Source organism: Streptomyces sp. NPDC051662 (genome assembly GCF_040681655.1).
Lineage (GTDB): Bacteria > Actinomycetota > Actinomycetes > Streptomycetales > Streptomycetaceae > Streptomyces.
On the sequence record NZ_JBFAZD010000039.1, the window covers coordinates 59805 to 73543 of the forward strand.

The window sequence follows — 13739 nt, forward strand, 5'->3', positions numbered from 1 at the left end:
GCCCCACTCTACCGGGCCGGGAATCCTTAAGGTCAGTGCTCCGGGCGGGAGGTGACCAGTTCCGTGAGTACGCCGTGGCAGTCCTTGGGGTGGAGGAACGTGATGCGGGAGCCCATGGAGCCGGTGCGCGGCTCGTCGTACAGAACGCGTACGCCCTTGTCACGGACCGACTGGGCGTCACCGTCGACATCCGCCGTACCGAACGCGATGTGGTGAACACCCTCGCCGTTCTTCGCCAGCCATTTCCCGACGGCCGAATCCTCCCGGATGGGTTCGAGGAGCTGGAGGTACGAAGCCCCGCCGTCGGACGTCTCGTTGATCTTGAGCATGGCCTCCCGTACGCCCTGCTCCTCGTTGACCTCGGTGTGGAAGACCTCGAAGCCGTAGGTCGCCCGGTAGAACTCGACGGTCGTGTCGAGGTCGAAGCAGGCGATTCCGATGTGGTCGATTCGCGTCAGCATGGGGACAGTGCAGCGGTACCGCGGTGATTACGCAACGTGCGCGCGATCACACGCGCTGCCTGGTGACCGGTGGGAGAACCGCTCAGTACATTGAAAGTAAACCCTCGTTCACTCCTCAAGCTGTACGCAAAGGGGATCGCGTCTCATGTCGGATACGAACACCACCACGTCTGTGATCGTCGCGGGCGCCCGCACCCCCATGGGGCGGCTCCTGGGCTCGCTGAAGTCCTTCTCCGGCGCGGAGCTGGGCGGCTTCGCGATCAAGGCGGCGCTGGACCGGGCCGGGATCAGCGGCGACCAGGTGCAGTACGTGATCATGGGCCAGGTGCTCCAGGCCGGGGCGGGGCAGATCCCGGCACGTCAGGCCGCCGTCAAGGGCGGCATCCCGATGAGCGTCCCCGCGCTCACCGTCAACAAGGTCTGTCTCTCCGGACTCGACGCGATCGCGCTGGCCGACCAGCTGATCCGCGCCGGTGAGTTCGAGGTGGTGGTCGCGGGCGGCCAGGAGTCGATGACCAACGCCCCGCACCTGCTCCCCAAGTCCCGTGAGGGCTACAAGTACGGCGCCGTGGAGATGCTCGACTCGATGGCCTACGACGGGCTGACGGACTCGTTCGAGGACATCGCCATGGGCGCCTCGACGGAGAAGCACAACACCCGGCTGGGCATCGCGCGCGCCCCGCAGGACGAGTTCGGCGCGCTCTCCCACCAGCGGGCCGCGGCGGCGCAGAAGAACGGTGTCTTCGAGGCCGAGATCACGCCCGTGGAGATCCCGCAGCGCAAGGGCGATCCGGTGCTCTTCTCGCAGGACGAGGGCATCCGCGCCGAGACGACCGTGGAGTCCCTGGCCAAGCTGCGGCCCGCGTTCGCCAAGGACGGCACGATCACGGCCGGCACGTCCTCGCAGATCTCCGACGGCGCGGCGGCGGTCGTGGTGATGAGCAAGGCCAAGGCCCAGGAGCTGGGCCTTGACTGGATCGCGGAGATCGGCGCGCACGGCAATGTGGCGGGCCCGGACAACTCGCTCCAGTCCCAGCCGTCGAACGCGATCCAGCACGCCCTGAAGAAGGAGGGCATCGGCGTCGAGGACCTCGACCTCATCGAGATCAACGAGGCGTTCGCGGCCGTCGCGGTGCAGTCAATGAAGGACCTCGGGGTTTCCCCGGAAAAGGTGAATGTGAACGGCGGCGCGATCGCCCTCGGGCATCCGATCGGCATGTCCGGCGCCCGGCTCGTCCTCCATCTCGCGCTGGAGCTGAAGCGGCGCGGCGGCGGGACCGGCGTGGCGGCGCTGTGCGGCGGCGGTGGCCAGGGTGACGCGCTGGTCCTGCGCGTGGCCCGGTAGGGACCGGGCGGGAACGCGGTGCGGGTGCGGGTGCGGATCGAAGGAACGGAGCTGTGATGCAGGACGTCCCCGAGCTGGTGGCTCAGGCGCGAGAGGGCCGGCCGCGGGCCGTGGCCCGGCTGATCTCACTGGTCGAGGGGGCGTCCCCGCAGCTGCGCGAGGTGATGGCCGCGCTGGCGCCGCTCGCGGGCAACGCGTATGTCGTCGGGGTGACCGGATCGCCCGGTGTCGGCAAGTCGACCTCGACCTCCGCGCTGGTCACCGCGTACCGCAAGGCGGGCAAGCGGGTCGCGGTCCTGGCCGTCGACCCCTCGTCCCCCTTCTCCGGCGGAGCGCTGCTCGGCGACCGCGTCCGGATGTCCGAGCACGCCTCCGACCCCGGCGTCTATATCCGCTCCATGGCGACCCGCGGCCATCTCGGCGGGCTCGCCTGGGCCGCTCCGCAGGCGATCCGGGTGCTGGACGCGGCGGGCTGCGACGTGATCCTGGTGGAGACCGTCGGGGTCGGCCAGTCCGAGGTCGAGATCGCCTCCCAGGCCGACACGTCCGTGGTGCTGCTCGCGCCGGGCATGGGCGACGGCATCCAGGCGGCCAAGGCCGGGATCCTGGAGATCGGCGATGTGTACGTGGTCAACAAGGCGGACCGCGACGGCGCCGACGCGACCGCCCGCGAGCTCAACCACATGCTGGGCCTCGGTGAATCCCGGGGGCCAGGCGACTGGCGACCGCCCATCGTCAAGACCGTCGCCGCGCGGGGCGAGGGCATCGACGAGGTGGTGGAGGCCCTGGAGAAGCACCGCGCCTGGCTGGAGGAGCACGGCGCCCTCACCCGGCGCCGCGCCCGCCGTGCCGCCCATGAGGTGGAGACCATCGCCGTCACCACGCTCCGCCGGCGCATCGGCGATCTGCACGGCGACCGGCGACTGGGCGCGCTGGCGGACCGGGTCGTGGCGGGGGAACTGGACCCGTACGCGGCGGCGGACGAACTGGTGGCGGGGCTGACGGACGGCGCTTGACGGACGGCGCTTGACGGACGGCGCGATCTCCTGGCGGTCGGCCGCCCGGCCGAGAAGGCCGGGCGGCGTGCGGGAGACCGCGCCGGTGAGGCGTCCGAGTCGGCTCAGTCGTCGTAGCCGTCGTCGCCCCGGTCGTCGCGGCCGTCGTCGTTCCAGCTGTCGTCGTCCCTGTCCACGGTGACCTTGCCGGTCTTGGCGTGGACGGTCATCTCGTGCGTACGGCCGTCCTCGCCCCGTACATCGATCTCCCAGCGGCCGTTGTGGTCGTCGTCGATCTCGGCGGAGGTCACCGCCCCGGGTACCGAGGCGAGGGCGGCCGCCGTCGCGCGCTGGACGTCCAGCGAGGCGGCGCGCAGCGCGGCACGGTCATCACCGTGGTCGTCGTCGTCCCCGTCGTCGTCGCGGTCCACCCGTACCGCGCCGTTGGCCGCGTCCACCCGCAGCTCGTGCCAGCGGTTGTCCTTGCCGAACAGGTCGACCTCCCAGTGGCGGTCCCCGTCGTCGTCCCGCTCGACGGAGGCCACGGCGCCCGGGTACTCCTTCAGCGCCGCGGCGGCGGCCTCGCTCGCGGTCAGGCCCGTACCGCTCCCGGCGGCCGGCTGCCGCTTCACCGGCGCGCGGTCGTCCTTCCCGTCGTCCTTCCCGTCGTTCCCGGAGTCGTCCAGGATGTCGTTCCCGGAGTCGTCCGACATCGTCCCCAGCTTCGCGACCGGCGTGGGCAGCGTCGCCGTACCCGTGCCCCGGCCGTCGTCGTCTCCCATGGCGACCGCCGTGTAGGTGCCGCCGCCGATCAGTGCCGCCATGGTGATGGCCGCGATGGCGAGATTGCGCTTCATGAGGGGTCCTCCCCGAGTCGGTCCGTGCAGTCCGTGTGGAACGACTTCAATGTGGCGGAGCGAAGCTGAAGCCAGCCTGAAGCCACCTGAAGTGATCTTCAGGTTCGGTTTGGGAAGCTGAGGCCATGCGTTTGTTGATCGTGGAGGACGAGAAGCGGCTCGCGGTGTCGCTCGCCAAGGGGCTGAGGGCCGAGGGCTTCGCCGTCGATGTCGTCCACGACGGCCTCGAAGGGCTGCACCGGGCGGGCGAGGGCGTGTACGACCTGGTCGTGCTCGACATCATGCTGCCCGGCATGAACGGCTACCGCGTCTGCGCCGCGCTGCGCGCGGCCGGTCATGACGTACCGATCCTGATGCTCACCGCGAAGGACGGCGAGTACGACGAGGCGGAGGGGCTGGACACCGGCGCCGACGACTATCTGACCAAGCCGTTCTCCTACGTCGTGCTCGTCGCCCGGGTCAAGGCCCTGCTGCGCCGCCGCGGTTCGTCCGGCGCCTCGCCGGTGCTGAGGATCGGGGGCCTCGGCGTCGACACCGCCGCCCGCCGCGTCTTCCGGGACGGGACCGAAGTGGCGCTCACCGCGAAGGAGTTCGCCGTGCTGGAGCAACTGGCGGTCAGGGCCGGGGAAGTGGTCGGCAAACCGGAGATCCTGGAGCACGTCTGGGACTTCGCCTATGACGGCGACCCCAACATCATCGAGGTCTATATCAGCGCCCTGCGGCGCAAGCTCGGGGCCGCGGCCATCCAGACGGTGCGCGGCGCCGGCTACCGGCTGGTCGCGTCATGAGCGTGGGCAGACGCCGGTTCGCGTCCTCCGTACGGGCCAGGGCCTCGCTCGGCGCGACGGCCGTCGTGGCGGTCGCGCTGGTGGCCGCCGGGATCGCGGTCGTTCTCTCGCTCCGTTCGAACCTCACCGGCCAGGCCGACCGCGGCGCGGATCGGGCGGCCCGCGAAGTCGCCCTGGACATCGCCTCCCTGGTGACCGACCGGGCCTCGTACGCCCGGCTCGACCTGCCGGACAATCCGGAACACCCCGTACAGGTCACCGACGAGGGCGGCAGGTTGCTCGCGGCGACCAAGGACCTCCAGAGGATCAGTGGTACGGCGGTGTCCGCGGTGACTCCCGTGCGGATCCCCGCCCCGGGGGCGACCGCCACACCTGGTGATGACGACGACGGCGCCGACGACGACAGCGGCACGGACGACAGCGGGGTCGACGACGACGGTGACGACAACGGGGGCGATGACGACGACCCCGCGGTCGGCGAGATCAGCGACCGCTCCTCCTTCACCACCGGCCGCGCGACGGTCGACGGCGAGAGTGGTGACTACCGCTTCGCCGCCGTCGAGGTGACCGACCGCGCGGGCGAGACGGTCGTCGTCCACGCGGGCGCCTCGCTCGCCGACCGGCAGGCCGCGGTCAACACGACCACCGTCTCCATGCTGGTGGGGCTCCCCGTCCTGCTGCTGGTCGTCGGGGGAGTGACCTGGCTGGTGACCCGGCGGGCGTTCCGGCCCGTGGAGGGCATCCGGCGCGAGATGGCGGCCATCACCGCCTCGACGGATCTCTCCCGCCGGGTGCCGGAACCCGCCTCGGACGACGAGGTGGCCAGGCTGGCCCGTACGACCAACGAGACGCTCACCGCGCTGGAAGCCGCCGTGGAGCGGCAGCGCCGCTTTGTCGCGGACGCCTCGCACGAACTGCGCAGCCCCATCGCCTCGCTCCGTACCCAGCTCGAAGTGGGCGACGCGCACCCGGAGTTGCTGGATGTGCCGGGCGCGGTCGCGGACACCGTACGGCTCCAGCAGCTCGCGGCGGATCTGCTGCTGCTGGCCCGGCTGGACGCGGGGGAGCGGCCGGGCCGGGCGCGGTTCGACTTGGGCGCGCTGGTCCGCGAGGAGGTCTCGCAGCGGACCACCGACCGTGTCCCGGTCACGCTCGATGTCCGGTCGGGGCTCGAAGTGGCCGGATCGCGCGGTCAGTTGGCCCGGGTGCTGGGGAATCTGCTCGACAACGCCCAGCGGCACACACACGCGTCGGTCACCGCGTCCGTGTACCGGTCGGGCGATCAGGTGGTGCTCGCGGTGGCCGACGACGGCTCGGGGGTGCCGGAGGCGGAGCGCGAGCGGATCTTCGAGCGGTTCGTACGGCTCGACGACGCGCGCAGCCGCGACGACGGCGGCGCCGGTCTCGGGCTGGCCATCGCGCGCGATGTGGCCACGCGCCACGACGGCACGCTCACGGTCGGCGGGGCCCAGGAGGGCGGCGCCCGGTTCGAGCTGCGCCTGCCCCGCGCGGAGGGCGCGAGCACCGTAGGCACGGTAAGCACGGACAGCCGCCCGAGCACGGACAGCCGCCTCAGCACGGACAGCCGCCTCAGCACCGGCAGCACCGTAGGCACCGACACAGGCGCCTGAGCCGAGGGCGGCCGGGCGACGCCGCCGTCGAGCGACCGTGGTGGCCGAGCCCTCGACCGGGCCCGGCCACCACCCCGTATCAGCTCTTGCCGCGCCGTCCGCGCAGCTGCTCGGCCACCGGTGTCAGCGACGCCCGCAGCTCCGCCAGCGCCTCTGGCGTGAGCAGATCGATGAAGTGCTTCCGTACGGACGCGACATGGTGCGGCGCGACCTTCTGCATGGTCTCCATCCCCTGGTCCGTCAGGACCGCGTAGAGCCCGCGCCTGTCGGACTCGCAGTTCTCCCGGCGGACCAGCCCCGCGGTCTCCATCCTGGTGATCTGGTGGGAGAGCCGGCTCTTGGACTGGAGCGTGGTGGCCGCGAGGTCACTCATCCGCATGCGCCGTTCCGCCGACTCCGAGAGATTCACCAGGATCTCGTAGTCGTTCATGGTCAGGCCGAACGGCTGAAGATCTTTCTCCAACTGGTGCGTCAGCAATTTGTTGACATCCAGATGGGTGCGCCAGGCGCACTGCTCCGCGTCGGTCAGCCAGCGGGTGGCGGTCTCGGTCTCCATATATGGATTCTACCTAAGAAGTTGAAATCTGTACGAAGCCTCTGGATGTGACCCCGCGCACCCGATCACCGGCCAGGGGCGCAGGCGTTCGACGTCACACTCCGCAGACTACCGCTCACAGCCCGAAGCGACGCTGGAGATCGCCGAGCTGCCCCGGCATCCGGGGCGTGGACCCGGCTGACCCCTGATGCCCGGAGTGTCCGGAGGGAGCGCCACCGCCCGGCACCCCGGGCTCCGAGGTGACCGCGCCCAACGGCTGCTCCGCCATCAGCGCCTCCGTCGACTGCAACAGCACCGTCCCGGCCCCGACGAACTCGAACTGATGCTCCTCGCCCGACGTACCGCCGATCCCCGTCAACGACCTGATCCCGCCCAGCACTCCGGACATATAACCATGATCGTAGTGGTGGCACGGGGACGGGCAGTCCGCCCAGCCCACCAGCGCCTGCGGATCCACCCGCAGGGGCGGCTCCATGAAGACCACGGGCCCGTTGGACGCGGCCACGAACTTCCCCGTACCGATCAGCGTCAGAAAGCCCGGCACGATCGACTGCTTCAGCGCCAGCGTGGGCTGGTACGCCAGCAGATTCCCGGACCGGATCGTCAGATTGCCGTCCTCCAGATCGAACGAGTTGACGTCGAAGGCGCGGTCGGCGAGCAGCATCTTGCCGCTGCCCTCCGCCACCACCCAGTCACTGGCGTGCAGCGGTGAGTGGAAGCTCGTACGCAACAGCTGCTCGAACCGGCCGTGGCCGATGCCGTCGAAGTTGATCTGCCCGTAGTAGGCGATCATCTTCCCCTTCTGCAGGAACCACTGGCTCCCCTTCAACTCCACACAGAAGGTGTACGAGTTGACGTTGTCGTCGCTCGGCAGCGTCATCGGGTCATGGATCATGGGCGCGCTCACAGCTTCTCCTCCGACGCCTGGACGTACACCGCGCCACTGCCGCTCAGCTCCAGCTGGAAGGCCTCGCCGGAACCGCGCCCGACCATGTCGCGCCAGCCGAGCGCCGTGGACAGCTTGTTCCGTACATCGCCGTGGTGCGCGACATACGCCTGCGGGTCCACATGGATCTCACGGCCCGGGGCGATGGGCACCTCGATCACCCCGCCGTGCGCCATCACCGCGACCGCGCCATGGCCCTTGAGCGTGGTCGTGAACAGGCCCTGGCCCGTCACCTGCCCGCGCACCATGCCCATGACCCCGCCCTGCGAGCCCATGAACATCGTGCCCTGCTGGAGGGTCCCGTCGAAGGCGAGCAGCCGGTCCGCCTCCACATACAGGGTGTCGCCCGCCAGATTGATCACCTGGATGTGATGGCCGCCATGGCCGAACATCACCGTGCCGCTCCCCTCGACCGTCATCAGCGGGGTCGCCTCATTGGCCACCCGCCGCCCGATCATGGACATCAGACCGCCCTGGCCGCCCTGGATGTTGGGGGTGAAGCTGACGTCGCCGCGGTACGCGAGCATCGCGCCGCGCTGGCTGAACATCTTCTGGCCGGGCAGGACCGTCGCCTCGACCATCTTCGAGTTGATCTCACGGAACGGCATCAGACATCGCCCCCGATCGTGTTCCGCTCGCTGGGCTGTACGTAGACGAGCCCGTCGCCCTCGAAGCGGATCTGGAACGCCTCGCCCGAGCCCTCGCCCATGAACGTACGGAAGTTGACGCCGGACTGGAATTTCTGCTGGAGGTTCCCCTGATGCGCGATATAGGCGCCGGGGTCGACGAAGAGCGGGTACTGCGGGGTCACCCGAAGGATCACCGCCTGGCCGTCCGACATGATCGCGGCCTGGCCCATGCCCTCCACGGTGGTCGTGAACAGGCCGGTGCCGGACGCACCGCCCCGCAGGCCGGTGAACGAGGTGCCGGTACGCAGCCCCGCGTCCGTGCACAGCAGATTGCTCGCCTCGACGAAGAGCTTGTCGCCGTGCAGCGAGACAAGACTGATCTCGCTCGCGCGGTCGGCGAAGTAGCAGGTGCCCTGACCCTTCACCTCCATCACGGTCATCTGTTCGCCGGTGAGCCGGCGGGTCACCATCCCGCGCAGACCCTCACCGCCGCCGGACATCTTCTTGAACGCCATCCGGCCGTCGTACGCGACCATCGAGCCGTTCTTCGCCTTGACGGCGTCGCCGGTCATGTCGACGGCGAGCACCTTGCTGCCTTGCAGTCGGAACTGAGCCACGGATCGAAGGTAACGGGCGGCACTGACAGGGAACAGGGCCCAAGGTCCGGGAACGCCCCCGACCGGACCCTGACAGCCCCCGACCGGACCCTGATAACGGTCGGGCAAAGGCGGGCTGCCACAATGAGAGCGCGCTTGTGCACACATTCACAAGATCACGTCTGCCCCCGATGCCGAAGGTGCCTCCTCGTGGACATCAAGACCGCCTCCTCCCTCCATCGCCTCCGTCTGGTCTCCGCCCCGGAGGCCGTGTCGTTCCTGCTGCTCCTCGTCTGCTCGGTGCTCAAGCGCACGACGGACTTCAACGCGGTCCCCGTGATGGGCGCCGTCCACGGGCTGCTCTTCGTGCTGTACGTGGTCTTCTGGCTGGACGCCTGGAACCGCACCAAGTGGTCCTTCGGCACCGCGGCCCTCTACTTCGTCCTGTCCGTCCTGCCGACCGGCGGCTTCTTCGCCGAGCGCAAGCTCAAGCGCGCCGCCGACGATGAGGTCATCGCCGCCCGCGCGCGCCGCGAGGGTACGGTGAGCGCATGATCGTCGCCTTCTCGGTGAGCCCGCTGGGCGTGGGGGAGGACGTCGGCGAGTACGTCGCCGACGCCGTCCGTGTCGTCCGCGAGTCCGGGCTGCCCAACCGTACGGACGCCATGTTCACCTCGGTCGAGGGGGAGTGGGACGAGGTGATGGACGTCGTGAAGCGTGCCGTCGCCGCGGTCGAGGCCCGCGCCGGGCGGGTCTCGCTCGTCCTCAAGGCCGACATCCGGCCGGGGGTCACGGACGGGCTCACCTCGAAGGTCGAGACGGTGGAGCGCCACCTCGCCGGCTGAGCCGTACGCCGTAACCTCCGCACGGAGTACCGCTCGCACGGACGCCTCAAGTCGACACGCCGGTAAATGTCCTTTCTTGTGGGGATATCAATCTGGTGCGACAGCTGGAGGCATCCGTGCGGCCGGAGGATTTCGAGTACGACTATGACGTCCACAGCTGCCTGGCCGGCCCGCTCAGGGAACCGGACCTGGCCGTGGCCTACCGGGTGCGCTACCGGAGTCTGCTCGCGCGCGAGCCCCACCGAATAAGAGCCGTCATGCTGATGGCCCTGGCGCCGCTGCTCTCCGGTGCCCTGCTGGTCTATCTGGTCTGGCCCACCCACCGCACCGAGCGCGAGGGCGGCGACCGCTGGCTGGTGGTCTTCGACCAGGTGATGCTCGGCTCGATCGGGCTCATCGCCCTCTTCATGCTCGTCAACGTCACCTCGGTCGCCCACGCCACGATGGTCGCCAGGGACCCCATACCCGTCCCCGCCGAACCGGGCACCCGCGTCGCGTTCCTCACCACCTACGTCCCGGGCAAGGAACCGCTCGCCATGGTGCGGGCCACGCTCGAAGGAGCCGTCCGGCTGCGCCACCGCGGCCCGCTCGACATCTGGCTGCTGGACGAGGGTGACGACAGCGCGGCCAGGGAGCTCTGCGAGGAGCTGGGGGTGCGCCACTTCACCCGGCACGGCATACCGGAGTGGAACCGCCGACGAGGCGTGCACCGGGCACGCACCAAGCACGGCAACTACAACGCCTGGCTCGCCACGCACGGCGAGGACTACGACTTCTTCGCCTCGGTCGACACCGACCACGTACCGCTCCCGAACTTCCTGGAGCGGATGATGGGCTACTTCCGCGACCCGGACACCGCCTTCGTCGTCGGCCCCCAGGTGTACGGCAACTACAGCGCGCCGGTCACCAAGGCCGCAGAGTCCCAGCAGTTCCTGTTCCACGCGCTGATCCAGCGGGCCGGCAACCGCTACCACGCCCCGATGTTCGTCGGTACGAACAATGTCGTGCGGGTCAGGGCGGTCATGCAGATCGGCGGTCTGTACGACTCGATCACCGAGGACATGGCCACCGGGTTCGAGCTGCACCGCACCAGGAACCCCGTCACCGGCCGGTTCTGGCGCTCCGTCTACACCCCCGACGTACTGGCCGTGGGCGAGGGCCCCGCCTCCTGGACCGACTTCTTCACCCAGCAGCTGCGCTGGTCGCGAGGGACGTACGAGACGCTGCTCAAGCAGTACTGGAAGGCGCCGTTCCGGGTACCGCCCGGCCGGCTGCTCAGCTACACGCTGATGCTCGTCTACTACCCGATGACCGCCGTCAACTGGTTCCTCGGCATTCTCAGCTGCGTTCTCTTCCTCTGGTTCGGCGCCTCGGGCACCCAGGTCTCGTCCTCGGTCCTGCTGATGCTCTACAGCGACGCCGCCGCGCTGCAGATCGGGCTCTATCTCTGGAACCGGCGGCACAACGTCTCGCCCCACGAGCCGCGGGGCTCGGGCGGTCTCGCCGGTATGGCGATGTCCGCGCTCTCCGCGCCGGTCTACCTCAGGTCGCTGATCTCGGCCGTACTCCGTACCCGCGGCCGGTTCGTGGTCACCCCCAAGGGCGGCCGGGCGAGCCCCGACCGGCTGATGACCTTCCGGCTCCATCTCTTCTGGGCCGCCGTGCTGATCGCCTCGCTCGTGGCGTCGGTGTTCCTCGGCCACACCCACGCGGCGATGCGCACCTGGGCGGTCCTGGCGCTGGTGATCGCGCTCGCGCCGGTGGGCGTCTGGTGCTGGACGCTGCTGGCCGAGCGTGCCGAGAGGCGCGCCGTACGTACCCGCGTGGAAGCCGTCGAGGACCCGGCGCCGGTCCTGGAACCGGCCCCGCAGCCGGCCTCGGCCCCGGAGCCGGAACTGGAGCTGGAACCGGAACTGGAGCTGGAACCGGCGCCGGCGTTCGCCGTGACACCTGTGACGACGACAGGAGGGAACTGACCCATGCCCCAGCGCCACCGGCCGCGCCGCAGGCCGTCGGAGAAGTTCAAGAGGACGCTGCTCGGCGGCGGGGCGCTGGTGGTGCTGGCCGCCCTCAACGCCCCCGCGGCCCTCTCCTTCGCCCAGGAGAGATACCACGCCTACAAGATCGCGCAGCCGGGCTACAAACAGCGGTACGGCTCCTGGGAGATCCTCGACGTCCCGAAGCAATACCGTACGAACGCGATCCACGCGGCCCTGCTGCACACCGGCAAGGTGCTGATCATCGCCGGCTCCGGCAACAACCAGAAGAAGTTCGACGAGGGGTCGTTCGACACGATCCTCTGGAACCCGGCCGACAACTCCTTCAAGAAGATCCCCACCCCGGAGGACTTCTTCTGCTCGGGCCACTCCCAACTCCCCGACGGACGGCTGCTGGTGGCGGGCGGCACAGCACGCTACGAGGTCCTCGACGGCGAGGTGGAGCGGGCCGGCGGCCGGATGCGGGTCAAGAACGAGAACCCGGACCGGGCCCACACCTTCAAGAAGGGCACCCGCTTCCGCTCCCCCTCGGGCGTCGAGTTCATCAGCAAGTTCGATGTCACCGTGCCCAGGGCGAAGAAGGAACTCAAGGTCGGGTACGGGCAGGGCGGCCGGATGCTGCCCTGGCGTACGAAGGTGACGGCGGGCGAGGCGCGGGTGTTCGTGGAGGCGGCCGAGAAGGGCCCCCGAGGGCTGACCACCCAGGCCGCGCAGTACGAGATCGTCGGGCTCACGGGCAAGGACGCGGACAATCTCTATGGCCTCGCGCAGAAACTCACCACGGAGAAGCAGGACTTCCAGGGCATCAGATCCGCGTACGAGTTCGACCCCAGGGCCGAGAAGTATGTCCCCGTGAACCCGATGAAGGAGGCCCGCTGGTACCCCACGCTGGTCACCCTGGACGACGGGAAGGTGCTCGCCGTCTCCGGTCTCGACGACGTCGGCGCCGTACTCACCGGGGACAACGAGCTGTACGACCCGACGACCAAGGCGTGGTCCAAGGGCCCCACCCGCTACTTCCCGACCTATCCCGCGCTCTTCCTCACCAAGGGCGGCAAGCTCTTCTACTCGGGCTCCAACGCGGGATACGGGCCCGCCGAGAAGGGCCGGCAGCCGGGGCTCTGGGATCTCGCGAAGAACACCTTCACCGAGGTCGGCGGGCTCAGCGAGCCGGACCAGACGGAGACCTCGGCCTCGCTGATGCTGCCGCCGGCGCAGGACCAGCGGGTGATGCTGCTCGGCGGCGGGGGCGTCGGTGAGTCCTCCAAGGCCACCGGCCGCACGGCCATCGTCGACCTCAAGCAGGACAGCCCGGCCTTCCAGGAAGGGCCCAGGCTGCCGCAGGGCACCCGCTATCTGAGCAGCGTGCTGCTCCCGGACGACACGGTGTTCACCACCGGCGGCTCCTCCGACTACCGCGGGCGCAGCGCCAGCGACATCCTCAAGGCGCAGTTCTACGAGCCGCGGACCAATACGTTCCGGCCGGCCGCCGACCCGACCGTGGGGCGCAACTACCACTCGGAGGCGCTGCTGCTGCCCGACGGCCGTGTGGTCACCTTCGGCTCCGACCCGCTCTTCCGCGACGCCGACAACACCAGACTCGGGACCTTCGAACAGCGTGTGGAGATCTACACGCCGCCCTATCTTCAGGGCGACAGGGCCGGTGAGAACAGACCGGCGCTGGGGGAGGGACCGAGTGAGGTCGACCGCGACGGCCGGGCCACCTTCCGCGCCGCCCGGCCCGACCGGATCGTGAAGGCGAGGCTGATGCGGCCGAGCGCCGTGACGCACACGACGGATGTCGAGCAGCGCTCGATCGAGCTGGCACTCAGTAAGAGCAAGGACGCGGTGACGGTCGAGGTGCCGAAGGACCGGGCACTGGTACCGCCCGGCTGGTACATGCTCTTCGTCACCGACTCCGCGGGTGTCCCGTCCCGGGCGAAGTGGGTCCGGGTGGACTGAGACGAATACGTCCGAGCCAAAGACACGCCTTACGCGTCTAGGTCCTGTCCGGTCGATCTTCGCGGATCAGCCCGCGGCGTCTGGTGCCGTGCATCGCAAGGCGGAGGATCGGCCTCGTACTGGACGTACTT

At 69.6% G+C, this 13739-nt stretch carries 14 protein-coding genes; 8 read left to right on the forward strand and 6 right to left on the reverse strand.

Annotated elements, in window-relative coordinates; genetic code table 11:
- Positions 1–32 precede the first annotated feature (32 nt).
- The gene (mce, locus tag AB0M67_RS37970) at positions 33–461 is read right to left on the reverse strand and encodes a methylmalonyl-CoA epimerase (RefSeq protein ID WP_365752275.1); all 429 of its coding nucleotides are present in this window, start codon (positions 459–461) and stop codon (positions 33–35) included.
- A gap of 145 nt (positions 462–606) precedes the next feature.
- On the opposite strand from mce, the gene AB0M67_RS37975 reads away from it, so the two are divergent.
- Positions 607–1806, forward strand: coding sequence for an acetyl-CoA C-acetyltransferase (locus AB0M67_RS37975; RefSeq protein WP_365752277.1), 1200 nt, complete (start codon positions 607–609; stop codon positions 1804–1806).
- A 56-nt stretch (positions 1807–1862) separates the two neighbouring features.
- Positions 1863–2822, forward strand: coding sequence for a methylmalonyl Co-A mutase-associated GTPase MeaB (meaB, locus tag AB0M67_RS37980; RefSeq protein ID WP_365752305.1), 960 nt, complete (start codon positions 1863–1865; stop codon positions 2820–2822).
- A gap of 104 nt (positions 2823–2926) precedes the next feature.
- Here the strand turns inward: meaB and AB0M67_RS37985 are convergent, their stop codons facing one another.
- Entirely contained in the window at positions 2927–3658 is a 732-nt protein-coding gene (locus AB0M67_RS37985; RefSeq protein WP_365752279.1) for a PepSY domain-containing protein, read from the reverse strand.
- A 125-nt stretch (positions 3659–3783) separates the two neighbouring features.
- On the opposite strand from AB0M67_RS37985, the gene AB0M67_RS37990 reads away from it, so the two are divergent.
- Positions 3784–4446, forward strand: coding sequence for a response regulator transcription factor (locus AB0M67_RS37990; RefSeq protein WP_365752281.1), 663 nt, complete (start codon positions 3784–3786; stop codon positions 4444–4446).
- Positions 4443–6077: a HAMP domain-containing sensor histidine kinase gene (locus AB0M67_RS37995; RefSeq protein WP_365752283.1), complete on the forward strand. Its 1635-nt coding sequence runs from the start codon at positions 4443–4445 to the stop codon at positions 6075–6077. The genes AB0M67_RS37990 and AB0M67_RS37995 overlap by 4 nt, the downstream gene beginning before the upstream one ends.
- 79 nt (positions 6078–6156) lie before the next feature.
- Here AB0M67_RS37995 and AB0M67_RS38000 read toward each other — a convergent pair whose 3' ends face one another.
- The 4 genes from AB0M67_RS38000 to AB0M67_RS38015 form a co-directional block, all read right to left on the reverse strand.
- On the reverse strand, positions 6157–6633 hold the full coding sequence (locus AB0M67_RS38000; RefSeq protein ID WP_365752285.1) for a MarR family transcriptional regulator: 477 nt from the start codon (positions 6631–6633) through the stop codon (positions 6157–6159).
- 115 nt (positions 6634–6748) lie between these two features.
- The gene (locus AB0M67_RS38005) at positions 6749–7540 is read right to left on the reverse strand and encodes an AIM24 family protein (protein WP_365752287.1); all 792 of its coding nucleotides are present in this window, start codon (positions 7538–7540) and stop codon (positions 6749–6751) included.
- Positions 7537–8187, reverse strand: a complete 651-nt coding sequence (locus AB0M67_RS38010; protein WP_365752289.1) for an AIM24 family protein — start codon at positions 8185–8187, stop codon at positions 7537–7539. Before AB0M67_RS38010 ends, AB0M67_RS38005 begins: the two co-directional genes overlap by 4 nt.
- Complete coding sequence (locus AB0M67_RS38015; protein WP_365752291.1) at positions 8187–8825, reverse strand: AIM24 family protein; 639 nt, start codon at positions 8823–8825, stop codon at positions 8187–8189. Before AB0M67_RS38015 ends, AB0M67_RS38010 begins: the two co-directional genes overlap by 1 nt.
- Positions 8826–9014: 189 nt before the next feature.
- Between AB0M67_RS38015 and AB0M67_RS38020 the strand changes: the two genes are divergently transcribed.
- The 4 genes from AB0M67_RS38020 (at position 9015) to AB0M67_RS38035 (ending at position 13608) form a co-directional block, all read left to right on the forward strand.
- Positions 9015–9359: a DUF3817 domain-containing protein gene (locus AB0M67_RS38020; RefSeq protein WP_365752293.1), complete on the forward strand. Its 345-nt coding sequence runs from the start codon at positions 9015–9017 to the stop codon at positions 9357–9359.
- A complete protein-coding gene (locus AB0M67_RS38025) occupies positions 9356–9649 on the forward strand; it encodes an MTH1187 family thiamine-binding protein (protein ID WP_031091528.1) in 294 nt (97 codons plus the stop codon). Before AB0M67_RS38020 ends, AB0M67_RS38025 begins: the two co-directional genes overlap by 4 nt.
- A 116-nt stretch (positions 9650–9765) precedes the next feature.
- Positions 9766–11625 carry a cellulose synthase catalytic subunit gene (locus AB0M67_RS38030; RefSeq protein WP_365752296.1) on the forward strand — a complete coding sequence of 620 codons (1860 nt, stop codon included), beginning with the start codon at positions 9766–9768 and terminating at the stop codon, positions 11623–11625.
- 3 nt (positions 11626–11628) lie between these two features.
- Entirely contained in the window at positions 11629–13608 is a 1980-nt protein-coding gene (locus AB0M67_RS38035) for a kelch motif-containing protein (RefSeq protein ID WP_365752298.1), read from the forward strand.
- Positions 13609–13739: the final 131 nt, after the last annotated feature.